Genomic DNA, 25,077 nt, shown 5'->3' with positions numbered 1-25,077 from the left:
TAAGGGCGGAACCCATATCAGCCAATACCGCAGCAACGGATATGTACCCAGCGGCCCCGTGACAACCACAGCACTCACCCCATATACCTATGCTGCGATGCGGGCACCTCGGTCTGTCAGTGACACACAGTTGATGCCATCGCGGGCAAGCCCGCTCCCACATTTGAATAGCTGTCGTCCCTTACTTATCTGTTCTGGCATCCATGGTCTTTTGATGCTCAGCCAGGAACGGTTGCTCCGCCGGGTCAAAGCGGTCAATCCCGGCGGTAAAACGATGCCAGTATGGATACAACGGCTGGCGACGGGTCACCGCTTCGATACGTGAAGACTGTTCTTCTGTGAGTTTCAGTTCGGTCGCCGCGAGGTTGTCGCGCAGGTGTTCTTCGGTGCGAGCGCCGACGATCAGCGAGGTAATGCCCGGGCGATCCTTGAGCCACGCCAGGCACGTGCGCGCGACCGACACGCCATGCTCATCGCCCACGGCGGCGAGAGTTTCGATGATGTCCAGCGCACGTTCCTGGTCATGTACATAGGGTTCCGGCCAGCCGCTGCCCTGGCGGGTATTGGCCGGTGGCTTGTGCCCGCGCCGGGTCGAGCCGGTCAGCAGGCCTTCGCCCATCGGGCCCCACACCAGCGTGCCGATGGACTGGTCGAGCGCCAGCGGCAGCAATTCGTACTCGGCCTCGCGGGATTCGGGCGTGTAGTAAATCTGCTGGGTGATGGGTTTGAGCATGCCGTGAAGCTCAGCCTTGCCCAGGGTTTTCATCATCTGCCAGGCGGTGAAGTTGCTGGTGCCGAAGTAGCGAATCTTGCCCGAGCCAACTAACAGCCGCAGCGCTTCGAGGGTTTCCTCGATCGGCGTCAGGCCGTCCCAGTTGTGCAATTGGTAGAGGTCGATGTGGTCGGTGCCCAGGCGCTTCAAACTGGCTTCGCAGGCGCGGATCAGGTGGTAACGCGAGGAGCCGGAGTTGTTCGGGTTGTTGTTCACGGGGCTACGGCCCTTGGTGGCCAGCAGGATGTCGTGGCGCTTGTCGCCCAAGGCTTTTCCCACCACTTCTTCGGCTAGGCCGTGGGAGTAGAGGTCGGCGGTGTCGACCATATTTACCCCGGCGTCGAACGCGATGTCGAACATGCGCTTGGCCTGGGGCACGTCCACCGAACCGCATTTTTCGAATTCGGCGCGACCGCCGAAGGGCACGGTGCCCAGGATGATTTCGGATACCAGCAGGCCCGAATGGCCCAGTTGTCGGTAGAGCATGTCGCCTCCTGTTTTACGTTGCACGTGAAGGTGTGAACGACATGAAGGGCGATAGTTTGAATTTTTTCATGAAATCTTCGTGCACCTGCCGCACCATTGCACCAACAGGATTTAAGAGGAACACCGCGTCCATGAGCGCACTGATAGAAACCCGCGCCCTCACGCGCCGGGATGAGCGCCGCCAAGTGGCCTTGCTCCACCCCACGGATTTCACCCTGAACCGCGCCGACCGCGTGTCGATCACCGGCTCGTCCGGCTCGGGTAAAAGCGTGTTCCTGCGCGCGCTGGCGCTGCTGGATGCGCCCAGCGCCGGGCAGATTTTGTGGAATGGCCAACCAATCGCCAATGCAGAGATTCCCCACTACCGCAGCCACATCAGCTACTTGTCGCAACGCCCGGCGCTGCTTGAAGGCACGGTGGAAGACAACCTGCGTTTTCCCTTCAGCCTCAAGACCCTGCGCAAGCGCAGCTTCGATTTGCAGGCCGTCACCACGCTGTTGGAGCATGCCGGTAAAGCCCCGGACTTTCTGCAGAAAAACGCCGGTGACTTGTCGGGCGGTGAGTCCCAGGTGGTCTCGTTGATTCGCACCTTGCAACTGAACCCCGAAGTGCTGTTGCTCGATGAACCTACTGCCGCCCTCGATCCCACGTCATCGCGTGATGTGGAAGCGCTGATCGACGCCTGGTTTGCCGGCGATAACTCGCGCGCTTTCATCTGGGTGTCCCACGACCTCGACCAGGCCCAACGCATGAGCGCCATCCACCTGCACATGAGCGCGGGCGTGCTGAGTGGAGCGGCACAGCCATGAACTATCAAAACCTCACCGCGCTGGACATGGGCATCGCTGCCTCGCTGATCCTGATCAACGGCGCGCTGTCATTGCTGTTGCGCCTGGGCCTTGGTCGACAATTGCTGTGGGCGGCGGTGCGCACTGTGGTGCAACTGTTGGCCATCGGTTATCTGCTGGGCTGGGTGTTCGAGTTCGCCTACTGGTACGTGGTGCTGCCGCTGATGTGCGCAATGACCTTGATCGCCGGCCTGTCGGCGGCGGGGCGTGGGCGCAGGACCTATCGCGGGCAACGGGTCGACAGCATCCTGTCGGTGTGGGGCAGCTCGTGGCTGGTCACGGCGGTGGGTTTGTTTGCGGTGATCCGCATCCACCCGTGGTACGAGCCGCAATATGCGATTCCGATTTTGGGGATGATCCTTGGCAACACCCTGACCGGTGTGTCCTTGGGGATTGAGCGTATGACCCAGGAACTGACCTCCGGGCGAAATACCATCGAGATGATCCTGGCGCTCGGCGGTTCACGCTGGGAAGCCGCCCAGGAAGCGATTCGCCAGGCGGTGCGCGCCGGGATGATCCCCACGTTGAACCAGATGACCGTGGTCGGCATCGTCAGCCTGCCCGGCATGATGACCGGCCAGGTGCTGGCGGGGGAGAGCCCGGTGGACGCAGTGCGGTATCAGATCGTGATCATGTTTCTGATTGCCGCGTCGTCGGCGCTGGGTACGGTGGGAGCGGTGCTGCTCACGTACCGGCGGCTGTTTTCTACGAGCCACCGGTTTTTGCGCGATCGTCTCGAAGAACGCTGACAGAGCAGCCAACTCAGCTCAAATGTGGGAGCTGGCTTGCCTGCGATAGCGGTGTATCAGTCGCCGAATAAGTTGACTGAACCACTGTTATCGCAGCCTCGCTAAAGCTCGACAGCTCCCACAGGGTTTAGCGGGAAGGCTTCAATCCAAATCCGCCACACCAAAATCCAGCACCACTTTCATCGCCTGAGTCTTATCCGCCGCCAACTCAAACGCCTTGACCGCCTCGCCAAACGGCACGGTATGGGAGATCACCGGGCGCACATCCACGATCTGACGATTGAGCAAGTCCACCGCCTGGGCAAACTCCGAATGGAAGCGGAACGTGCCACGCGTATCAATCTCGCGGCTGACCAGCAGATTCAACGGCAACGACACATCACCGCCCAAGCCCACCGTCACCAGGACGCCACGTGGGGCGATGCATTCCAGGCCGTTGCGCAGAGCCTGGGCGCTGCCGGAGACTTCGAACATCACGTCGAAGTAGCCCTTTTCGGCGCTGTAGCGCTTAAGCGCATCGGCGCCGTCGGCAAGGTTGTGGGTGCGTGTGGCGCCCATTTTTTCGGCGCAGGCGAGGGCGCTGGCGGACAGGTCCACGGCCACGATTTCACCGGCACCGGCGGCGCGCAGGCTGCCAATCAGCAGGTTGCCGATGGGGCCGCAGCCGGTCACCAACACGCGTTTGCCGAACACCGCGCCGGCACGTTGAATCGCGTGCAAGCCCACTGACAAGGGCTCGGCCAGTGCACCCTCGGCGAGGCTGACGTGGTCGGCCAGTCGATGGGCCTGATGGGCCTCGATCACCAAGCTCTGGCGAAACGCGCCCTGGATATGCGGAAAGGGCATCGCGCTGCCGTAGAAACGCATGTTCAGGCAATGATTCGGCAGGCCCTGGTGGCAATACCGGCAACCGCCGCACGGGCGTGATGGCGACACCGCAATGCGCTGGCCAGCCTTGAACAACCCGGCCTCGCTGCCCACGGCGTCGATCACCGCCGACACTTCATGGCCGAGCACCATCGGCTCGCGCAGGCGCACGGTGCCGAAACCGCCGTGCTGGTAGTAGTGCAAATCCGAACCGCAGATACCGCCACGGGCGATGCGTACGCGCAGTTGGTCGGGGGCGAGGGTTTGCGGTTCGTCCAGGGGATCGACCCGCAGGTCTTTTGAGGCATGGCAAACGATAGCGTGCATAAGGCTCTCCGGGTTACAGCGACGCAGTAATACCACCGTCGACGTACAGAATATGACCGTTGACGAAGCTGGCGGCGTCGCTGGCCAGGAAGACGGCAGCGCCGGCCAACTCGGCCACGTCGCCCCAACGGCGGCTTGGCGTGCGTTGCTCCAGCCAGTCGCTGAACGCGGGGTTGGCCACCAGGTTGGCGTTGAGTTCGGTCTTGAAATAGCCAGGGCCGATGCCGTTGATCGTTAACCCATGCGGGCCCCAATCGATGGCCATGCCCTTGGTGAGCATTTTTAACGCGCCTTTGCTCGCCGCATACGGCGCGATCCCCGGGCGCCCCAATTCACTTTGCACCGAGCAGATATTGATGATGCGCCCACGTTTGCGCGGGATCATCACCCGTGCCACGGCCTGGCCAACGAAGAATGCGCTGTCGAGGTTGGTGCTGATCAGCTCGCGCCAGTGCTGCTCGCTGTAGTCTTCCAGCGGGCCACGGCGTTGCATGCCGGCATTGTTGACGAGGATTTCCAGTGGCCCCAGGCGCGCTTCGATATCGGCCACAGCGGCCTGGGTCGCCGCGCTGTCGGTCACGTCAAACGCCTGGGTGTGCACCTCCAGGCCCTCCAACGTCAGCGTGGCCGCTGCATCGCGCAAGGTGCTGCGGTTGCGCCCGTTAAGCACCACCCGCGCACCGGCCTGCGCCAGGCCACGGGCAATCGCCAGGCCGATACCGGCGCTGGAACCGGTGACCAGCGCGAGCCGGCCATCGAGGCGGAAGGTGTCTAAAACGCTGTGCATGAGGCGGCTCTCCTGGCGTGCTTAGTGTTATAAGCAAAACCGTTTTAGGGTTGCTTGGATGGGCTTCACTTCACTCCTGCGAGGGCTGCAGGTCCAATGTTCATTTATGATTGAGTGATCAAATTCTGTGATAACCAGGAAGGCTTTATGGAGCTAAAGCACTTGCGCGCCTTTGTGGTGCTCGCCCAGGAGCTGCATTTCGGCCGCGCGGCGGTGCAGCTGTCGATCGTGCAACCGGCGCTGAGCATGCAGATCAAGTTGCTGGAAAGTGGCCTGGGTGTGCGCCTGCTGGATCGCAATCGCCACTCGGTGACGCTGACTGAAGCGGGGCGCGCGTTCCTGCCTGAAGCCCAGGCCACGTTGCACCAGGCTGCGCGGGCGGCGGATGCGGCGCGGGCGTCCAGCCGTGGCGAAATCGGCCGGGTGCGCCTGGGGTTTGTGTCTTCGGTGCTGCCGCAGCTGTTGCCGGCGTTGATCCGCGCGGTGCATCAGCGCTACCCGCGTATCGAGCTGGAACTCAAGGACATGCCCGGCCCCGATCAAGCCGCGGCCTTGAAAAACGGCCAGCTGGATTTCGGCCTGATGCGCCTGCCCGCCGCGCACCCTGGCGTGCAGACCCGCGCCGTATTGCGCGAAAGCTTTTGCGTGGCCTTGCCCATCGATCATCCCTTGGCGGCCCAGGAAACACTCCAGCCCACGGATTTGCTCAACGTGCCGGTGTACATCCTCGCGCGGCGTTACGCGCCGGGGTTTTACGACGAGTTTATCCACGCGTTGGGCATCACCCTGGACATCGCCTCGGAACTGGGCGAGTTCACCACCATGCTTGCGCTGGTCTCGGCAGGGCTGGGCGTTGGAGTGTTGCCGCAGCAAGCGGCGCGGGCATTGCCGGCCAATTGTGTGTCGCGGCACTTGGAACTGGGGGCGTATCAGGCCAGCACCGGGCTGGCCTGGACTGAGTTGGACAGCGCAGTGAAAACCACGTTGTTTAATCTGATCGTGGAATTATTTGGCGAATGATTGTTTCACCCGGTGAAATACTGGATTGTAAATCCTGGTGATTCCATCGATCAGGGCGGCGGTAGACTATGCCAGGCCTCGATCCCCCACCTTTGGAGCCTTTCATGTCTCAGCCTGCGATCAAACTCTATGGTTTCCCGCTGTCCGGCCACTCTCATCGGGTTGAGCTGATGCTGTCGTTGTTGGGCTTGCCCAAGGAATTTATCTTGGTGGACCTCAAGCAAGGCGTCCAGAAATCCCAGGATTTTATCGCCAGCCTCAACAGCTTTGGCCAGGTGCCCGTGATTGACGACAACGGCACCGTATTGGCCGATTCCAATGCGATCCTAGTCTACCTGGCGAACACCTATGGCAACGGCCAGTGGCTGCCGACCGATCCTGTCGGCCAAGCATGCGTGCAGCGCTGGCTGTCGGCCGCTGCCGGGCAACTTCACGTTGGGCCGGCTGCGGCGCGACTGGCCGTGGTGTTTGGCGCCGATGTTGATACCGTCACCGCGATCAACCACTCTCACGCCCTGTTGAAGTTGGTGGAGCAGCAACTGAGCCAAAGCCGCTTCCTGGCCAGCGAACACCCGAGCATTGCCGATATCGCCTTTTACACCTACGTGGCCCACGCGCCGGAAGGCAATGTGTCACTGGCCGACTACCCTCAAGTGCGCGCCTGGCTTACCAGCATTGAAGCATTGCCGGGCTTCGTGGGCATGCCGCGCACGGCCGTTGGCCTGCAAGCACAGTAATGTGAATACCCTGTAGCTATTAGAGTGAACGCCGATGGACCGATTTCATGAAATGCAGGTGTTTCTCGCGGTGGCCGAGGAGGAGGGCTTCGCCGCTGCTGCGCGCCGCCTGAACACTTCGCCGCCGAGCGTGACCCGGGCCATCGCCGCCATGGAACAACGCATCGGCACTCAACTGCTGGCACGCACCACCCGCAGCTTGCACTTGACCGAGGCCGGTCAGCGTTACCTGGAAGATTGTCGGCGTATCCTCGCCGAATTGGATGAAGCTGAAGAAGCCGCGGCAGGCAGTTATTCCATCCCCTGTGGGCACTTGACGGTGACCGCGCCGGTGCTGTTCGGCGAGCTGTATGTGGCGCCAGTGCTGGGCGATTACCTGGACCGCTTTCCCCTGGTGAATATCAACGCCTTGCTGGTCGACCGCGTGGTCAACATGACCGATGAAGGCGTCGACGTGGCCGTGCGTATCGGCCATTTGCAGGAACCGGGGCAGCAGGCGATCAAGGTCGGCGAAGTGCGCCGAGTGGTGTGCGCCGCGCCCGGTTATCTCGACCAGCACGGGCGCCCGTCGCGGCCTGAGCAGCTGCGTGAAGCGAAGGTCGTCACCCCGTCCTCCAGCCAGTTGGTGAGTGAATGGCGGTTTGTCGACGGCGGCCAGCCGCTGACGGTGCCCATCGAACCGCGTTTGGTAGTCACGGCGAACAATGCCGCGATTAACGTGGCGCGGCTGGGTTGGGGCGTGACGCGGGTGCTGTCCTACCAGGTCGCGGCTTCGGTGGCGGCAGGGGAGCTGGAGATCGTGCTGGAGGATTTTGAGCCGGCGCCGCTACCGATCCAGGTGGTGTTCCTCAAGAGCGGCCGCGTACCGGCCAAGGTCCACACCTTTGTCGACTTCCTCACCCATCGCCTCGGGCAGGACGCGGCCCTGAACCCGGCGATGAAGCAGCGCGGCTGATGGAGCGACGCGCCTAATGGAACGTTATCGCGACATGCAGCTGTTTGCGGCGCTTGCCGGGCAACCCAGCCTGGCTTCGGCGGCGCGTCATGCGCAGGTCTCTGGCCCGACTTTGGCCCGCGCGATTGCCCGCCTGGAAGCACGCCTGCACGTGCCTTTGCTGCTGCGTACGACGCAGGGTGTGAGCCTGACCGAGGCGGGCAACGCCTACATGACCGACTGTGTGCGCCTACTGGCCGCCGTGGACGCCGCCGAGGCCTCGGCCAAAGGCTTGCACGTGCAGCCCCAGGGCAATCTGCAGGTATTTTTGCCGGTGCTGTTCAGCCGCTACGTGATGGCGCCGGTGTTGGCGGCTTACATGGCCCGTTACCCTGACGTGCGTCTCGTCGCCCGCTATCACGACTATTACCCCAACCTGCACGAAGAGGGGCTGGACGTGGCGGTACTGGTGGGCGAACTGCCCAGTTCGTCGCTGATCGCCCGGTCGGTGGGGCAGGTGCGGCCTATCCTTTGCGCCAGCCCCGGCTACCTCGCCACTCATGGTGAGCCGATGCACCCCGATGACCTCAAGCGCCACCACCTGATCGCCAACGCCGATCGGGTGCACTGGGACTTTCAAGGTTATTCACTCAAGACCCGCGCGCGCCTGAGTTGCGCCACGGTGCAAGGCACGATCAATGCGGCCGTGCACGGTGCAGGGTTGATTCGCTGCCTGAGCTACCCGGTTCACGAACATCGGGTGAGCGGCCAATTGCGCCGCGTGTTGCCAGCCTTTGAAGGGCCGCCGTTGCCGGTGCACGTGGTCTACCGCGAGGGCCGCAATGCGCCGATGCGCGTGCGCAGTTTTGTCGACCACTGCGTGGCGGCGCTGCGTGAACATCCGGCATTTCAGTTGGCGTAATAGTGGATTGCCTGGCGTGGGTATTCTCTCGATGGGTGGCTGAGCTTAGCCTGGGCCCATCCACTATGAGGTGATCGCCATGAACCTGATCGAACAATCCCCCTGGCATGCCGGCGAACGGCAGATGCAGGAAAGTGCCGGCGTTGCCGAGCGCATGGCAGTGGTTGGGCCCAAGGTGATCCGTGATCATTTGCCGGAACAGCATCGGGATTTTTATCCGTTGCTGCCTTATCTGGTGCTCGGTGCGGTGGATGCACAGGGCATCCCGTGGGCGACACTGCTGGAAGGCGCGCCGGGGTTTGCCCATTCACCGGATCCGCAGACGTTACAGGTCGACAGCATGCCGTCCAAGGGTGACCCGGCGCTGCCTGCAATACTCCGTGGCGGGTCTGTGGGCCTGCTGGGCATCGACCTCAACACCCGGCGCCGCAACCGCATGAATGGCCGCATCGGCCGCCTCGATCACGAGGGTTTCTCGGTCGACGTGGTGCACACGTTCGGCAACTGCCCCAAGTACATCCAACTGCGCCCGGTCGATGCGATTGCGCGTAAACCCGGCACCCTGGCCGAGCGTTCCAACAGTCTGGATGATACGGCACAGGCCATGATCCGAAACGCCGACACCTTCTTCGTCGCAAGCTTCGTTGACGTGCAAGGCCAACGTTCGGTAGACGTCTCCCATCGCGGCGGCAATACCGGTTTTGTGCGCGTCGACGGCAACGTGCTGACCATCCCTGACTTCGCCGGCAACCTGTTCTTCAATACCTTGGGCAACCTGTCGGCGAACCCGGTGGCGGGGTTGTTGTTTATCGATTTCGAGTCGGGCGACGTGCTGCAGATTGCCGGGCGCACCTCACTGATCCTCAGCGGCCCCGAAGTGGCGGCGTTTGAGGGCGCGCAGCGGTTGTGGACGGTGACCGTTGAACATATGGTGCGCCGCCCGGCGGCATTGGCGTTGAGGTGGCAGTTTGCAGGGTTTTCGCCCCATAGCTTGGCGATGGGGAATTAATGCCAGGCCAGCGAACACGCTCGATCTAGTGTCTCATCCACCCCTGTCTGCGCGCGCCGATCAGTGCTTGTCAGCGGCAAAGTCGAAGACCAGTACGCCCTGTTGGCCTTCGGCAAGCAGTGGGCCGACAAACGTTTTGAATTCGGCATGCTTAGGGTCGTAGTACTTCGCGTCCTCTACAATCGGCGCCCCCACATAATAATTTCGATCACCCTCGGACTTGAAGCGCACCACGAAGGCTTGTTCAAACCCATGGTCTACACCTTCGCCGCTGTTCTGTTTGCCGGTGATGATGGATGTGATGTAACGCTTGCCTGACCGCTTGGCGATCTGTTCAAGCGCCAGAAAACGTTTTTTGACCTCGGCTTTTTGTTTGTCGGTGACCGTATCTTTATAGCGAAACAGCACGATATGTTCGACGCGGCCGGGTTTGTAACCCGGTGCAGTAAAGCGTTTAAGACCCTCGCGCGTTATTTCAGCCTGCAGTGTTTGTCTCTGGGTGGCGGCTTGAGCATCAGGCGCCGGCGTTTGTGCGAATGCTGCGTTGGTACCAAGCAGCAGCCCTGCGGTGAACAGTGTGGTTTGAAGAGTGTTACGAACAAAACGAATCATGGGGTCGTATCCTTATATTGGGTTGCTTCAATGTTGGCCATTGGCACTGTCTAATCTTGAGTACTGCCTGTGACACCTCACACTCTTCAGGACTGGCGCCGTGTGGCAGCGTATGACAGAGCTGTTAACCAGTTGGTCGGATGAAATCCGAAACCTGTGTAAGAGTAGTCTGTGTGGCGGGTGACGTAGGGCACAGCCCTGGCCGACAATCGCGATCACCCGCGCGGGGTCTACACCAGCCCAGTGGCGATGTATTGGTCGCCGAAAGCAATCGCCCGCCGATGCCTGAAAGCGCCACCGATGGCGGTGCCGGCCTGACCTTCTCCGATGCGTGTGGCATGCCGGCGGCGTTTGCCAATGGTGTGTTTGTCGGTGAGCACGGTTCGTAGAACCGCAACCCGCTGGCACGCCCATCGACTTCCTGACTGGTTTTCTCAACGCCGCAGGTGAAGCTCAAAGTCGGCCAGTGGGAGTGACCCTGGACGCACAGGGCGCGCTGCTGGTGGCGGATGACGTGGGCAATAAGGTCTGGCGGGTGACCCAACGCCGCCGCACCGCTGCGATGGCATCAACGGTGTCTCGCTGATAGACCGAGGTGTCTGCATCGCAGGCAAGCCAGCTCCCACAGCAAACCAGAGCACTGCGGTGCTGGCAGTTAAACTCGCTCCCACAAGGGACCACCGCTCTATTCAGCGACGGTATACGCCCGACACAGTTCTGCCAAAATGTTGCTGGATGTTGAACCGTCAGATTGAGCAAAGCCTATGGGTTAGCCTTGTTTTCCCACCGACAACAAGGACTCGTCATGCAACGTAAGGTCATCAACCCCACAACGGTATTCAACTCCCTGCAATACGGCTTCAGCCAGGCTATCGAAGTGCCTGATGGTCGGCGCATCCTGCTTTCCGGCCAGGTGGGTGTGGATGCCGAAGAGCGAACCGTCGGGCCTGGTATCGCCGAGCAAACCGCCACCGCGTTAGACAATATCGAAAAGGTGCTGGCCGAGGTCGGCGGCGATCTGGCCCATGTGATCATGCTGCGGCTGTACATCGCCGAGCCTGCGCGTGATCAGCAGGAGCCGATCGCGCAAGCCCTTCGCCAGCGTTTCCCGCACAACCCGCCGCCGTCTTCATGGATCATCGTCAGCGGGTTGTCGTTGCCGCAGTGGTTGATCGAGATTGAAGCGGAGGCGGTGATTGCGCATTAATCACCTCAGCGCCGTGACAGCACCGACGCATCCCCCCATGCGCCACCCAACGCCGTATACAGGTTCACCTCCGCCACCAACTGCGCCAACCGGTCCACAATCAGCGCCTGTTGTGAACTGAACAACGAACGCTGTGCATCGAGAAACGTCAGGTTGCTGTCCACGCCGCTGCGGTAGCGGTGTTGGGCCAGGTCGTAATAAGCCTGGTTGGCGGCGACGAAATCGCGTTGCGCCTCCAACTGGTCGTTGAAGGTTTGGCGGGCAGCGAGGCCGTCGGCGACTTCCTGAAACGCTGTCTGGATCGACTTTTCGTACTGCGCCACGCTGATGTCTTTTTGCAGTTTCGCGTAATCGAGGCTGGCGCGCAGGCTGCCGGCGTTGAAGATCGGCAGGTTGATCTGCGGCTGGAAGGTCCAGGTGCCCGAACCACCCTTGAACAGCCCCGACAGCTCCTTGCTCGCGCTGCCGGCATTGGCGGTGAGGGTGACCGAAGGAAAGAACGCCGCGCGGGCCGCACCGATATTCGCGTTGGCCGCCTGCAGTTGATATTCGGCCTGGAGGATATCCGGGCGCCGTTGCAGCAGGTCCGAGGGCAAACCGGCCGGCACGCGCGCCACCCAGTCAGCGGCGAGTGGCCGCGATGGCAGGTTTTCATCCACCGGGCCGCCCACCAGCAGGGCGAGGTTGTTGAGGTCTTGGGCGACTTGGCGTTCGTAACGGGCCACGCTGGCGCGGGTGCTTTCCACGGCCGTGCGCGCTTGCACCACGTCCAGCGCTGAAGCCTTGCCCGCGTTTTTGCTGCGGCTGGTGAGTTGCCAGCTGTGGTCGTTGGCTACCAGCGTCTGCTGGGCCAGGGCCAGCAGTTCCTGGTCGGCGCGCCAGGTCAGGTAGGCATTCGCCACATTGGCCACCAGGCTCAGTTGCGTGCTGCGCCGTGCTTCTTCGGTGCCAAAATACGTGAGCATCGCCTGTTCGCTGAGGCTGCGCACACGGCCGAACAGGTCCAGTTCATACGCGCTGAGCCCCAGGGTGGCGGAATAGTTGGAAGTGATCGCGGACTTGCCCGTGCCAGTCACGCCCCCCGGCAACTTCTGGCGTTTGCCGGCACCGCTGGCCGACACGGCCGGAAACAGGTCTGCACGTTGGATCCGGTACTGCGCCTGGAAGGCCTGCACATTCAGCGCCGCGACACGCAGGTCGCGGTTGTTGACCAGTGCCGCGCCAATCAGCTGTTGCAAGGCCGGGTCGTGGAACAGCTGCTGCCAGTCCGGTGTAACCGCCACGGTACCGGCCTGCGCCAGGCTGTAGACCCCGCCTTGGGGGTACTGCACAGGCACCGGCGCCGCCGGCCGTTGGTACTCGGGGATCAACGAACAGCCGCCGAGCATCCAGGCCATGCTTACGCTGGTGAGCATCCATTTATTCATCAGGCGCCAACCATCCATTTGGCCAAACCATGCCGGCCACTCACGCCCAACTTGGCAGCAGCGCGCTTGAGGTAGGTTTCGATCGAGCTGTTTTTCACGCTGAGTTTTTCCGCCATTTGCGGCACGGTGCCGCCGGTCAACAAGCCCAGGCACACCTCCTGCTCGCGCGCCGACAGGGTGATATCGCTGAGGGACAAACGCTTGTAGAACTCGCGCTGCAACTGCGATTGCTCAAGTGGGTTGTGGGCCGGCTCAATCGCGTTGTGCGACGCCTGGCGCAGGATCTGCGCATGCCGCTCCATCAGCGGCAGCAGGGTGTCTGACAGGCATTTGAGAAACGACAATTCGGCCAGGGAAAACCCCTGCTGGGTCGGCAGGCGATAGAACGAAATCACACAGCGGCGATTGCCCTGGCGCGAAACCAGGTTGCACTGGTGCGAACTGCCACGCGGGTGTTCGCTGTTGGTCTTGGCCTTCAACTGGATCAACAGCGGGTCCTGCATGCGCAGCATTTGCCGCAGCAGTGGGTGGTCCCTCAGCGGGTGTGCAGCCTGCGGCGCAGACACATCCTTTTTCAGCCCGGCACTGCCTAGCAGCTTGATCTCGCGCACGCTGTCGCGCAGTTCATCCAGGGTCCATTCACTGAGGTCAACCAGATGAATGGGCACCCACTTGTCCACCAAATGCAGCATGTTGGCAGCGAAGTCTTCGTGGCCGCTGTTTGAAATCAACTCTCCCATTTCGGCATAAAAATGCGGGCTGTGGGTGTCGCCAATACTACGGGTCAGACTCATAGCCATCTCATCCTTGATGTCGAAAACCGTCAACGGGCACCCTGGGTCCGCGTCGGGTCGCTCCGTACTGCTTGAACGTTACTCGGCGTTCGAGATTTTATTTAGCCATAGGGATTTGTCCTACGTATGTAGCGGAAACGAGGGACACAAGTTGACATAAAAACCACGTCATTAATTCGACGTTTCTGACGGGGTATTCCGCCTACGAAAAGCGCAGTGGATTTTTTATAGTGAATTAACTAGTTGATTAATAATGAGAAAATAATTTAATGGCAATCGTTCGGCGAGCTGGACATCGGCCAGATATAGCCAATCTCCTACAGCCCTTTAATCGTTTCAGCAATGAACCTTCAGCCAAGCCCATTTCCATCCGTTTGGATGTCCGGGTTTCGGGTGACAGACAGCCCCCGACCCCCATGCTCAAATCCGGCACATTCGTCGTAATGGGCCACCCTGCGCGGCCAGTGCCTGACACCCATGAGAAGGATCTTATGCAGCATTCCGCAAGCTTGCCGGCCAGCTTCCCCCTCACCGCCGCCCAACAGGACATCTGGCTCGACCAGATGCGTGTGGGCGACTCGCCGCTGTACAACATTGGTGGTTATTTGGATATTGCCGGTGCCATAGCACCGGACTTGATCCAACGCGCCGTCGAATTGCTGGTGGCCAAGCACGACGCGTTGCGTACCCAGCTGCACACCGACGCCCACGGCTTGCCCCGGCAAACCTTCGCCCCGGCGTTGGCGGTAGAGGTGACGCAGCACGACTTCTCCACCCGGCCCGACCCGCAGGCGGCAGCCCAGGCATGGATACAGGTGCAAATGGCCCGGCCCTATGCCATGGCCGGCGAGCCGCTGTTTGATTGTTTCCTGTTCAAGCTCGACGAAGACCACTACCGCCTCGGCATCCAGGCCCATCACCTGATTCTCGACGGCTGGGGCTTTGGCCAAATGGTGCAATCCCTGGCGCGCCTCTACACCGACCTGCAACACGGTCGGCAACCGGAGCCGCAGGCGCCGTCCTATATCGACTTTATCGACTCCGACCAGCACTACCTCCAATCCGCCCGTTACGCCCGCGACCGCGCCTATTGGCTGGACAAATACCAGCAACTGCCCGAGCCGTTATTGACGCCCCGGCACACCGCCCAAGCGCCGAGCAACACCTTCGTGGAAGCGTTCCCGGTGGCGCTGCTCAACCGCATGGAGCAAGTGGCCAACCGTTACCAGGCCTCGGCGTTCCATGTGTTGCTGGCGGCGATGTACGTGTATTTCACCCGCACCAGCCAGCGTGATGAGTGGGTGGTGGGGCTGCCGATTCTTAACCGCTCCAACGCGCGGTTTCGCGCCACTGTGGGCTTGTTCACCCAGGTCAGTGCGGTGCGTTTTCAATTCAGCGAACAGCTGTCGTTCAGCGCATTGGTGCGCGGCGTGCGCGACCAGCTCAAACAGGATTTGCGCCATCAGCGTTTTCCTTTAAGCGAGATGAACCGGGAGCTGGGCCTGCGCCGCAGCGGGCGCGGCCAGTTGTTCGACCTGTCGGTGTCCTTCGAGCAGGACGACCACGACCTGCGTTACGGCCAGGTGCAGGCCCGGGCGATCAAGGTGTCCAACCACCATGAACCGCTGCCGATTGCTATCCACCTGCGCAGCAACCGTTACCAAGCCACCGCGTGCCTGCACTGCGTGTACAACGAGGCGTACTTCAAGCACGACGAAGTGCAGGCGTTGGCACAGCGCTTTAGCTGGCTGCTGGAGCAAGGGCTGGAAAATACTGCGTTGACAGTCGCTGAGTTTTGCCTGGTGACGCCGGCCGAACAGGCGCAGTTGCAGCAGTGGAACGCCACCGCGCAGCCCAACGCTGCCACGCAAACCCTGCACGGGCGGATCGAAGCCCAGGCCACGCGTACACCGGATGCCGTAGCGGCGGTGTTTCAGGGCCGGCAACTGACCTACACCCAACTCGACCAACAAGCCAACGCCTTGGCCCAGCAACTGCTGGAGCACGGCGTACAGCCGGATGACCGCGTGGCGATTGTGGCCCGGCGCGGGCTGGACACTTTGGTCGGGCTGTTGGCGATCCTCAAGTCCGGCGCCTGCTATGTGCCGGTGGACCCGGCCCATCCCGCCGAGCGCCTGAACTATTTGCTGCACGACAGCGCCCCCGTGGCGGTGCTGACCCAGCAGGATTTACTGCATCGCCTGCCTGCCTTGGATGTTCCGGTGCTCCGCCTGGGCGGCCCGGCCGTGTACCTCGCCAACAGCCCGCGCGTCGCGGTCACGCCGTCCAATCTTGCCTATGTGATCTACACCTCCGGCTCCACCGGGCTGCCCAAGGGCGTGATGGTCGAGCACCACAGCGTGTTGAACCTGGTGGACTGGCACTGCCAGGCGTTCAACCTGCACGCGGGCAGCCACACCGCCAGCCTGGCCGGGTTTGGTTTTGATGCGATGGCCTGGGAAGTCTGGCCGGCGTTATGTGTAGGCGCGACGCTGCACTTGCCGCCGGCACAGGATGACGCGCTGGACCTTGATGCACTGCTGAGCTGGTGGCGCGCGCAGCCGTTGGAGGTGTGCTTCCTGCCGACACCGGTGGCCGAGTACGCGTTCAGCCAGCGCCTGGATCACCCGACCCTGCGCACCTTGCTGATCGGCGGCGACCGCCTGCGCGCCTTCCCTCGGGCGCAGACCTTCGAGGTGATCAACAACTACGGCCCCACCGAAGCCACGGTGGTCGCCACTTCCGGGCGTGTCGAGGCGGGCCGGCCGCTGCATATCGGCGCGCCTGTGGCCAATGCCAAAGTCTACTTGCTGGATGAGCATCAACGCCCGGTGCCCATCGGCGTGGCGGGGGAGTTGTACGTCGGTGGCAAGGGTGTGGCGCGGGGTTACCTGAATCTGCCTGAACTGAGTGCCGAGCGTTTCCTTGAAGATCCCTTTAATGATGGCCGCATGTACCGCACCGGCGATCTGGCGCGGTGGCTGCCGGACGGCAACCTTGACTACCTGGGCCGCAATGACGACCAAGTGAAAATCCGTGGCGTGCGGATCGAGTTGGGCGAAATCGAAGCCGCGTTGGCCACCCATCCGGCGCTCAAGGAAGCCGTGGTGCAGTGTCGCGAAGGGCAATTGCTGGCCTGGTTTATCGAGCAGCACAGCGTTGATATCGAAGCGCTGCGCGCCCATCTGCAAGCCTCGTTGCCGGACTACATGCTGCCTGTCGCCTATGTGAGGCTAGACGTGTTGCCCCTCACCGCCAACGGCAAACTCGACCGCAAGGCTTTGCCTGCACCCACGCAAGCCGCGTTCGTCACGCGCCTATTTGAAGCGCCGCACGAGGGCGCGGAAACCACCCTGGCGCAGATCTGGACCGAGCTGCTGCAGGTTCAGCAGGTGGGGCGCCACGACCATTTCTTCGAACTGGGCGGGCACTCGCTGCTGGCCGTGCAACTGGTGCAGCGCATGCGTGATGCCGGGTTGCGCGCCGACGTGCCGGTATTGTTCGGCCAGCCGACCCTCGCGGCGCTGGCAGCAGCCAGTGTTGGCCGCGAAGAGCAGGTGCCAGCCAATCGAATTCCGCTGGGTTGCACTCACATCACGGCAGATAAGCTCGCGCTGGCCGAGCTGGATCAGGCCAGCCTTGATCGCATCGTCGCGGGCATTCCAGGAGGGGCCGCCAATGTGCAGGAAATCTACCCGCTGGCGCCGTTGCAGGAAGGCTTGCTGTATCACCACCTCACCGACGAACGCGATCCGTACCAGCAACACGCGATGTTCAGCTTTGCCAGCCGCGAGCAGTTGGATGCGTTTGCCCAAGCCTTGCAACAGGTGATCAACCGTCACGACATCCTGCGCACCAGCCTGGTGTGGGATGCCCTTGAGCAGCCGATGCAAGTGGTATGGCGCGAAGCGCAGTTGCGGGTTGAACCCCTGCGCGCCCAGCCTGCACCGCTGGATTTGCGCCAGGCGCCCTTGATGGCCCTGGACTACGCCGAAGAACCGCACAACCAGCGTTGGATTGCTAAGTTACGCTTCCATCACCTGGTCAACGACGCCACCTCGACCACCGTGCTGGTGGATGAAATCCGCGCCCACCTGCTCGGCCAGCAGGCGCAACTGCCGGCGCCGGTGCCGTATCGCAACGTGGTCGCGCAGACCCGTTCACCGGCGCGTCAGGCTGCGCACGAGGCGTTCTTCCGCGAGCGCCTGGCCGATATTGACGAGCCGACTCTGGCGTTCGGCTTGCAGGACCGCCAGGTGGATCGGGCTGAAATTGAAGCGTTCGAACAGCCGCTCAGCGAGTCCCTCAACCAACGCTTGCGGGCGCAGGCGCGAGCCTTGGGTGTGAGTGCGGCCAGCCTGTTTCACCTGGCCTGGGCGCACGTGCTCAGCCGCGTCGCGGGCCGCGATGACGTGGTGTTCGGCACCGTACTGCTGGGTCGTTTGCAGGCGGGCGAGGGCGCCGACCGCGCGTTGGGCATGTTCATCAACACCTTGCCGTTGCGCGTGCGCCTGGCCGGGCAAACCGTGCTCGATGCACTCCACGACACCCACGTGCAGCTCAGCGCCTTGCTCGCCCATGAACAGGCCTCGCTCGCGTTGGCTCAGCGTTGCAGCAGCGCGTCGCCGCTGTTCAACAGCCTGCTCAACTACCGCCACACCTCTGCCGACACAGACTTGAACCTGGTGCCGGGCATTGCCTTGCTCAGCAGCGAAGACATCCTCAGTTACCCGCTGATGCTCACCGTTGACGACATTGCCAGCGGCTTTCGCCTCAAGGCCAAGGCGCCGCGCAAGGTCGGCGCAGAGCGCCTGCTGGGCTACCTCGACACGGCCTTGCACGGCCTGGCGCATGCACTTGAACACGCACCCAGCACGCCATTACGCGCCGTGCAGGTGCTGCCTGCCAGCGAACTGCACAGGCTATTGGTGGACTTCAACGCCACCGACACTGACTATCCCGAGACCCTCACGCTACCGGCGTTGTTCGAAGCCCGCGCGCGGCACATCCCGCATGCCATCGCGGTGCAGGCTGGCGAGCAACAACTGACTTACCGCGAGCTGAACGACCGCGCGAATCAGCTCGCCTTCCACCTGCGTGAGCGCGGGGTGCAGCCGGATTCGCGGGTGGCGCTGTGCGTCGAGCGCGGGTTGGATCTGGTCGTCGGTTTGCTGGGGATTCTCAAGGCGGGCGGCGCCTATGTGCCGCTCGACCCAGGCTACCCACGCGAGCGCCTGGCCTACATGCTCAACGACAGCCAACCGGTGGCGCTGCTGGTGCACGCCGCCACCCGCGAGCTGCCAGGCGAGGTGTTTATCCCGGTGATCGATTTTGACCACAACGGCTGGAGCCAGGCGCCCATCGGTAATCCTTCGGTGCCCGGCTTGACCGTCGCCAACCTGGCCTACGTGATGTACACCTCGGGCTCCACCGGCACGCCAAAAGGCGTGATGATCGAACACCGCGGCCTGGGCAACCTGATGCGCTGGGGCTCCCAGCTGTGCCCAAATGCCGAAGGCGGCGCCTTGTTGCAGCGTGCGCCGTTCAGCTTCGACGGCTCGGTGTGGGAACTGTTCTGGCCGCTCGCCAACGGTATGCGCCTGGTGCTTGCACGGCCCGATGGGCATCGTGAACCGGCTTACCTGGCGCAGGTGATTCGCGAGCAGCAGGTCACGGTGATCAAGTTCGTGCCGGCGATGTTGCAGCAGTTCCTCGAGCTGGAAGAGTCGGCCTTGTGCACCAGCCTCACCGACGTGCTGTGCGGCGGCGGCGAACTGACCCAAGCCCTGGCCCGTGGCGTGCAGGCGCGCTTGCCCAAGGTGCGTTTGCACAACGTCTATGGCCCTACCGAAGCCACGGTGGACAGCAGCGCCTGGACCTTGGAACCCGGCGAGCCTGTGCCTGCCCTGCAACTGCCGATTGGCCGGGCGATTAACAACACGCGTCTGTATGTGTTGGACGACCACGACGCGCCAGTGCCGATGGGCGTCAGCGGCCAATTGCACATCGGCGGCGTTGGCGTGGCCCGGGGTTATTTGGGCTTGGAGCAGATGACCGCCGAGCGCTTTATCGACAGCCCGTTTGTGGCCGGTGACCGGCTGTACCGCACCGGCGACTTGGTGCGTTACCTGTCGGACGGCAACCTGGAGTTCTTGGGGCGCAATGACTTCCAGGTCAAGCTGCGCGGCGTGCGGCTGGAGCTGGGTGAAATCGAGTCACGCCTGGCGGCGCACCCGGCATTGCGTGAAGTGGCGGTGCTGATTCGTGATGAGCGTTTGGTGGCGTACTTCACCCTGCGTGGGCAAGCGCCGGGCCTGGATGCCTTGCGCGCCTATGTGCTGGAGCAATTGCCGGAATATATGGTGCCGGCGGCCTTTGTGCAGCTTGATGTGTTGCCGCTCAACCCAGCGGGCAAACTCGATCGTAAGGCACTGCCCGAACCTGGGTTTGATGCAGTGGTCAGCCGGGCTTATGAAGCGCCCGTGGGCGAATTGGAAACCTTGATGTCAGGCATTTGGGCGGATGTGTTGAAGCTGGAGCGGGTAGGGCGGCATGACCACTTCTTCGAGCTGGGTGGGCATTCCTTGCTGGCGGTGAATCTGGTGGCGCGGATGCGTAAGGCTGGGTTGGAAGTGGATGCGCGGACTTTGTTCAGCCAGCCGACACTGGCGCAGCTCGCGGCTTGCACTGCGACACAGGTGCAACAGGTGGAAGTGCCTCAAACCGCCATCCCTCAACTCAACCGACGCCGCCGAATTTGAGTACTGGGCATGGCCAATGTGGGAGCTGGCTTGCGTGCGATGCAGGCACCTCGGTGTATCAGTGACACACCGTTGATGCCATCGCAGGCAAGCCAGCTCCCACATTTTTTTACAGTGTTTAGGTAGCAGCTCACCACAATTTCGAAGATTCAAGTCTTCTTTCTGCAATTAAAAGAGACACAGCTTACTGGCCCTTTACAAACCATGACCAAATGCCACTAACCCCAAGGTACACACTGATGAATCAGCCGAGGGTATGGAGCATTCGCAGGCGTAAAATCCAGTCGTACATTCAGTGGAACCACCTTCAGTGTCCTGACCACCGCACAGACAGCTATCACCGATAGCTCGGCGTACCCGTCTGGACGCCGCAAGATGTTGATCAAGAAGGTGCATATGACCCTGTCCGTTAGTAATTCTCAGCCTCAAGGCTTTTATCATCACGCGCATAAAACCAGCCACCCCAATGCGCAAACCCCAACGTTAACCTTCGATACAAACCCCGTTCGTACGGTGTCTACACTCTCGCCAAAGCCCCCGGCAGTGCTAGGTGAACTCAACGTGTCGAACCTGCCTTCGCGCGAGGAAGCCAGGCCCGCGGATGATCATCGCTCAGCAATGGAGGTCTACTACGACAACCCAATTTTGAGCCGGGGAATACTCTCGGCGAGTTGGGATAGAAGTGCGCAAGGTCAGGCGCGCAGGGCTACATTGATTGATGATCTGAAGGGGCAGGTGGGTGACTTTAGCTCCGACAATACTGACCCCCAATCTCGTGCTGACGCCATGTTTCGCCTGGCACGTGTGGTTAATTACATTGATAACGATGCCGGCGTAGAAAGGGTCGGAAGCGCGCGGATTGGAGATGGTTTTTTGGACACTGTCGGCTCCCATCGTTCTTCCTCCGAAGCGGGCCGCCTGATGGCGTTCGGTAGGCGTGGTTATGACGCGCTGGAGAGTTTTTCCATCGGCCGAGCGATTGATGACAAGCGCACGGTGGAAGAAATTACAGCGGGCCCTTTGTTCAAGGGGCTTTACGCGGCCCTGAATGATGAAGAACTGGACGCCTTCAAGTCGCGAGTAGGCGGGGATTGGGAGCGCGCCTCTCTCCCTCCTTCCGTCAGAGCTGATCTTGCTGCTACTGCAGAGCGAGTGCTGCAAATCATCGACAGAAAAGGTGGCGAAGAGTCGACCCCCGATAACGGCAAGATAGATGGTCTGTCAATTTGGGTTCCCCTTATTTCTGAAGCGTTTCTATCGAGCGTCCATTACACGCGCCCGGGCTCTGAAGCGGCCCGGGTGGGACAGTTCGCCAATAAAGGTTTTTCCGCTTTACACCAAAAGTAATAGCGCTCTGCGGGTGGAGGCTTTGATAGTCACCGACGCGTACCAACCCCACGCCGGCCCACAAGTTGGCTGACACTGCCAGCTGCCGCGTGCAGAAGTTCGGCGGTGCGTGCGTAGTGGGCGTCGTGTTCGCGAAGGTCGCCCTGGGCGCGTACGGCCACCCACTGAGGTTGGAAAAACCGCAGGCGGTGCTGGCGGCGTTCCACACACTGATGAATGCCCGTGGCCTTCTGATGGGGCCTGTCAGCGTGGCACAGGAATGAATGCCACGCTGCCGCCTGAACGTTTCTGAAACAGCCGCTCGCCATTGTCCGGCTGCGTGGTAATCACCTTGTGATCCGCGCCCAGGTAGGCCAACGGCGTCGGGTCGTCCTTGGAGTACTGCGCGACGATGATGGTGTGCTGCGGGTCAAACCCCTGGCCGCTGGTTTTTACCAGCCAGGCCATGAGTGCGGCGCTGTCGCCCTGGCGCGGGAAGTCTTGGTTCTCGCTCACGTAGTAGAACGGTTTGCCGCCATTTTGCAGGTACATCGGCAACTTGTTATCGACCTCCACCAGCACCATCTGCCATTGATTCCACGGCGCGCTTTTCACCGCCTCGGCTTGCACATCCTCGGCAAAGCGGGTTACGCCGCCATTGCCGGTGGTCCAGGGGTAGAGCACGCCCAGCAGCAACAGCAACAACCCGGCGGTGATGCCAAAACCCTTTTGCCAGCGCGGCCAACTGGCCGGTTTTTTCTGCAGGCGTTCACTCAGCCACCAGGCGCCCAACAATTGGGCAAACGGTACCAGCGGCAGCACGTAGTAACTGCGGCGGCTGCCGCTGGCGGTAAAGAACACAAACAGCAGGCCCAGGCCCCATACCAGCCAGCGCACGTTGGGTGGCGTTTGGCGCCAGTGACGCAGCGCCAGCCACACGCCGAGCAGCCAGCACGGCGCCCAGGGCAGGGTGTAGGCGGGCAGGTAGATCAGGTAGGTGTAGATCGGCCCCATATGGTCGAACGGGTCGAAAAAACGCACCACGTTTTCCTTGAACACCAGGTCAAGGCCGCTCTCGCCGTAGGTCGGCGCCCCATACACATGCGACAGCACGAAGGGAATCGCATAGAACGCCGCGGCAATCAGCATCGCCAGCAGCAGGCGCAGGTTGAGGTGGCGTTTGTAGCGGTGTTCGCTGAGCAGGTGCGGCAACAGCACCAGGCCCGGCAGCACAAAGCCGATCAAGCCTTTGAACAGCGACGTCGCCGCCAGCAGCAGAAAAAACACCGTGTAGCGCCCCAGCCGGGTGTCATCCGGCCCGCGCCAATACCACCACACCGACGCCAGCACGCCACACACAGTCAGTACATCGGCGGTGGCGACCCGCGCCCAGAACAGAAAGTAGAAGGTGGTGGCCAGCATCCAGCCGGCGATCAGCCCGGTGCCTTTACGAAACAGGCGTTCGCCGATCAGGTACACCAGCCAGACGCTCAACCACGCCGCGATCACCGACGACAGGCGCAGCGACCACGGGCCAAGCCCGCCCATCAGGTTGGCAGAGGCGGTGATCAGCCAGTAGGACGGCAGCGGCTTGTCGTAGTACGGCGCGCCTTTGAGATAAGGGTCGAAGTAGTCGCCACTCTGCAACATCTGCAATGCGATGTTGGCCCACCGAGTTTCCGGCCCCCACAGGTCGCGACTGCCCAGCCCCAGCAGCAGAAGCAGCGCCGAGACGCCCAGCAGCAGCACCAGGGCGCCGCGTTCGGTTTTCCAGAAACTCATGGGCTTACTCGCCGTGGGCGTAACGTTAAGGAATTTTCGGGTAGATGATCAGTAGCATGGCGCCTTTGCGATAGCGCTTGCCTCCCGGCGGCAATTGCCCTTCTTCGCGATGCTCGCTGGTGCTTCTGACGCGCATCAGCACCCCGACCGAACCTTGCTGGCGCGCATCGGCGAGCCAGGTCTGAATGCTGTCCAGATCGACTTTGCGGTGCACCGAATCCGCATATTTGAGGCCGTAGCTCAGTTCGCCCCGGGTGTCATAAAAAGCCACTTCAGGCCGCCGCAGTCGCCAGGACAATGCGGACGCCGAGCCCAGTTCATTGCTGATAAGAGCATGGGTTTGTTGCAGTTCATCCAGATGCTGGAGGACGAACTGATCGGGCATTGCGGTATCCGTGACTTCTTCCGGCATGCCAGCCGGCAGCAGGGCGACCAGCAAGCCGATGCCCAGTGCGGGCATGGCCCACAGCGTCAGCGGGCGGAAGGCTTGCAGCACGTTGGCCAGTATCCAACCCAGCAGCACGATAAAGGTCAGGGACAGGCTGTACATCTCAGCGTGGCTGTTGCTGTACAGCGGGTCATCGATTTGCAGGTAAATCAGTGCCGCCATCGCAGCCACGCCGATGGCGAGGTTGAGCAGGCCGTTGACCCGCAGGGCGCGGATTTTGCCGCGGTTGATCAGGTCGGTCACGGCATGGCCCATCAGCAACGCCAGCGGCAGCAGGCACGGCATGATGTAGGTGGGCAGCTTGCCGTTGCTCAGGCTGAAAAAAACCAGGGGCAGCAGCAACCACAAGCCGAGGAAAATAATCGCCGGCTGGCCTTTGTCTTTCCAGGCCTTGAGCGCTGTGCTTGGCAACAACGCCGCCCACGGCAGGCACGCCACGACCATGATCGGCAGGAAGAACCACCAGGCCCGCGCATGCTGTGCTTTGTCGGAGGAAAAGCGGCGGATGTGCTCGTGCCAGAAAAAGAAGCGCCAGTAGTCCGGTTCCTGCAGATGAATCGCCCACACCCACGGCAGGCACAGCAGCAGCGCGACCCCAATGGCGATCGGGCCGTAGCGCAGCAATTCACCCAAGCGTCGCTGCCAAAGCATGTACGGCACGGCAATCAGCACGGGCAACAGCCAGGCCAGAAAGCCCTTGGTCATAAAACCCATGGCGCAGGCCACGCCCAGCACTGCCCAGGCGCCCATCCGGCCACGCGAGGTGCGGTTGTCCAGCGCAAACCACAGCGCAACCAGGCTGAGGTTGACCCATAAGGTGAATTGCGGGTCGAGGTTGGAGTAACCCGCTTGCCCGGCCACCAGCCCAAAGCTCATGTAGAGCAGGGCGCAGGCGAAGCTCTTGCGTGGGTCGTTCCACAGGCGGCGTGCGATGAGGTAAGCCAGTATCACGCTCAGGCCGGTGGTCAACGCCGAGGCGATGCGCACGCCGAACAGGTTTTCGCCAAACACTGCCTGGCCAAGGGCGATCAGCCAATAGCCGGCAGCGGGTTTTTCGAAATAGCGCACACCCATGAAGTGCGGTGCGACCCAGTTGCCGCTCAGGAGCATTTCCTGGCTGATCTGGGCGTAGCGGGTTTCATCCGGGGTCCATAAACCGTGCAGGCCCATGGGCAATAGATAAAACACGGCGAAGGCCAGTAACAATAGCGGTAAGGGTTTCAGGCGGGTCATGAAAACGTCGCTCCTTGACGTTTAAAGGT

Annotated in this window: 19 protein-coding genes and 1 pseudogene; 12 read left to right on the top strand and 8 right to left on the bottom strand. The window is 61.8% G+C overall.

All coding sequences use genetic code 11. The annotated features are described in order from the left end of the window. Window positions 1–181 precede the first annotated feature (181 nt). Entirely contained in the window at window positions 182–1,258 is a 1,077-nt protein-coding gene (locus tag K0P33_RS20640; RefSeq protein ID WP_242150951.1) for an aldo/keto reductase, read from the bottom strand. Window positions 1,259–1,389: 131 nt separating this feature from the next. Here K0P33_RS20640 and K0P33_RS20635 point away from each other — a divergent pair, with 131 nt between their 5' ends. Further along, window positions 1,390–2,067, top strand: coding sequence for an ATP-binding cassette domain-containing protein (locus K0P33_RS20635; RefSeq protein ID WP_094951524.1), 678 nt, complete (start codon window positions 1,390–1,392; stop codon window positions 2,065–2,067). Beyond that, window positions 2,064–2,855: an iron export ABC transporter permease subunit FetB gene (gene fetB / locus K0P33_RS20630; RefSeq protein WP_094951525.1), complete on the top strand. Its 792-nt coding sequence runs from the start codon at window positions 2,064–2,066 to the stop codon at window positions 2,853–2,855. Before K0P33_RS20635 ends, fetB begins: the two co-directional genes overlap by 4 nt. Window positions 2,856–2,996: 141 nt before the next feature. On the opposite strand, the gene K0P33_RS20625 is transcribed toward fetB, so the two are convergent. Then, window positions 2,997–4,049 carry an L-idonate 5-dehydrogenase gene (locus tag K0P33_RS20625; protein ID WP_242150948.1) on the bottom strand — a complete coding sequence of 351 codons (1,053 nt, stop codon included), beginning with the start codon at window positions 4,047–4,049 and terminating at the stop codon, window positions 2,997–2,999. Between the two features lie 13 nt (window positions 4,050–4,062). Then, a complete protein-coding gene (locus K0P33_RS20620; RefSeq protein ID WP_242150945.1) occupies window positions 4,063–4,836 on the bottom strand; it encodes a glucose 1-dehydrogenase in 774 nt (257 codons plus the stop codon). A 147-nt stretch (window positions 4,837–4,983) separates the two neighbouring features. Between K0P33_RS20620 and K0P33_RS20615 the strand changes: the two genes are divergently transcribed. From K0P33_RS20615 to K0P33_RS20595, 5 genes are all read left to right on the top strand, one after another. Beyond that, window positions 4,984–5,856 carry a LysR family transcriptional regulator gene (locus K0P33_RS20615; RefSeq protein WP_242150942.1) on the top strand — a complete coding sequence of 291 codons (873 nt, stop codon included), beginning with the start codon at window positions 4,984–4,986 and terminating at the stop codon, window positions 5,854–5,856. A gap of 104 nt (window positions 5,857–5,960) precedes the next feature. Then, window positions 5,961–6,593, top strand: a complete 633-nt coding sequence (locus tag K0P33_RS20610; RefSeq protein ID WP_242150939.1) for a glutathione S-transferase — start codon at window positions 5,961–5,963, stop codon at window positions 6,591–6,593. Window positions 6,594–6,627: 34 nt separating this feature from the next. Then, complete coding sequence (locus K0P33_RS20605; RefSeq protein WP_242150936.1) at window positions 6,628–7,548, top strand: LysR family transcriptional regulator; 921 nt, start codon at window positions 6,628–6,630, stop codon at window positions 7,546–7,548. A 16-nt stretch (window positions 7,549–7,564) separates the two neighbouring features. After that, window positions 7,565–8,449 carry a LysR family transcriptional regulator gene (locus K0P33_RS20600; protein WP_242150934.1) on the top strand — a complete coding sequence of 295 codons (885 nt, stop codon included), beginning with the start codon at window positions 7,565–7,567 and terminating at the stop codon, window positions 8,447–8,449. Between the two features lie 79 nt (window positions 8,450–8,528). Continuing rightward, window positions 8,529–9,458 carry a pyridoxamine 5'-phosphate oxidase family protein gene (locus tag K0P33_RS20595; protein WP_242150931.1) on the top strand — a complete coding sequence of 310 codons (930 nt, stop codon included), beginning with the start codon at window positions 8,529–8,531 and terminating at the stop codon, window positions 9,456–9,458. A 60-nt stretch (window positions 9,459–9,518) separates the two neighbouring features. Here the strand turns inward: K0P33_RS20595 and K0P33_RS20590 are convergent, their stop codons facing one another. After that, window positions 9,519–10,070, bottom strand: a complete 552-nt coding sequence (locus K0P33_RS20590) for a Dabb family protein (RefSeq protein WP_094951533.1) — start codon at window positions 10,068–10,070, stop codon at window positions 9,519–9,521. A gap of 311 nt (window positions 10,071–10,381) precedes the next feature. Here K0P33_RS20590 and K0P33_RS20585 point away from each other — a divergent pair. Together K0P33_RS20585 and K0P33_RS20580 are read left to right on the top strand one after the other, a co-directional pair. Continuing rightward, window positions 10,382–10,656: pseudogene (locus K0P33_RS20585) on the top strand (hypothetical protein); the annotation flags it as partial. A gap of 219 nt (window positions 10,657–10,875) precedes the next feature. Beyond that, window positions 10,876–11,277, top strand: a complete 402-nt coding sequence (locus K0P33_RS20580; RefSeq protein ID WP_094951534.1) for a Rid family hydrolase — start codon at window positions 10,876–10,878, stop codon at window positions 11,275–11,277. A 5-nt stretch (window positions 11,278–11,282) separates the two neighbouring features. Here the strand turns inward: K0P33_RS20580 and K0P33_RS20575 are convergent, their stop codons facing one another. Both K0P33_RS20575 and K0P33_RS20570 read right to left on the bottom strand, forming a co-directional pair. After that, window positions 11,283–12,704: an efflux transporter outer membrane subunit gene (locus tag K0P33_RS20575; protein WP_242150928.1), complete on the bottom strand. Its 1,422-nt coding sequence runs from the start codon at window positions 12,702–12,704 to the stop codon at window positions 11,283–11,285. Then, on the bottom strand, window positions 12,704–13,498 hold the full coding sequence (locus K0P33_RS20570; protein ID WP_242150926.1) for a helix-turn-helix transcriptional regulator: 795 nt from the start codon (window positions 13,496–13,498) through the stop codon (window positions 12,704–12,706). Before K0P33_RS20570 ends, K0P33_RS20575 begins: the two co-directional genes overlap by 1 nt. 491 nt (window positions 13,499–13,989) lie before the next feature. Here K0P33_RS20570 and K0P33_RS20565 point away from each other — a divergent pair, with 491 nt between their 5' ends. The 3 genes from K0P33_RS20565 (at window position 13,990) to K0P33_RS20555 (ending at window position 21,869) form a co-directional block, all read left to right on the top strand. Continuing rightward, window positions 13,990–20,259 (top strand): non-ribosomal peptide synthetase, encoded by a 6,270-nt coding sequence (locus tag K0P33_RS20565; protein ID WP_242150923.1) that lies wholly within the window; start codon window positions 13,990–13,992, stop codon window positions 20,257–20,259. A gap of 375 nt (window positions 20,260–20,634) precedes the next feature. Beyond that, a complete protein-coding gene (locus K0P33_RS20560) occupies window positions 20,635–21,606 on the top strand; it encodes a hypothetical protein (RefSeq protein ID WP_242150920.1) in 972 nt (323 codons plus the stop codon). A gap of 65 nt (window positions 21,607–21,671) precedes the next feature. Further along, on the top strand, window positions 21,672–21,869 hold the full coding sequence (locus K0P33_RS20555) for a hypothetical protein (protein WP_242150917.1): 198 nt from the start codon (window positions 21,672–21,674) through the stop codon (window positions 21,867–21,869). Here the strand turns inward: K0P33_RS20555 and K0P33_RS20550 are convergent. Next, on the bottom strand, window positions 21,850–23,367 hold the full coding sequence (locus K0P33_RS20550) for a glycosyltransferase family 39 protein (protein ID WP_242150914.1): 1,518 nt from the start codon (window positions 23,365–23,367) through the stop codon (window positions 21,850–21,852). The genes K0P33_RS20555 and K0P33_RS20550 overlap by 20 nt on opposite strands. A 25-nt stretch (window positions 23,368–23,392) precedes the next feature. Continuing rightward, window positions 23,393–25,048, bottom strand: a complete 1,656-nt coding sequence (gene arnT / locus K0P33_RS20545; protein ID WP_242150911.1) for a lipid IV(A) 4-amino-4-deoxy-L-arabinosyltransferase — start codon at window positions 25,046–25,048, stop codon at window positions 23,393–23,395. Window positions 25,049–25,077 lie beyond the last annotated feature (29 nt).

The organism is Pseudomonas sp. ArH3a, from assembly GCF_022648765.1.
Classification (GTDB): Bacteria; Pseudomonadota; Gammaproteobacteria; order Pseudomonadales; family Pseudomonadaceae; genus Aquipseudomonas.
This window is presented reverse-complemented; position numbering and strand designations above follow the sequence as displayed.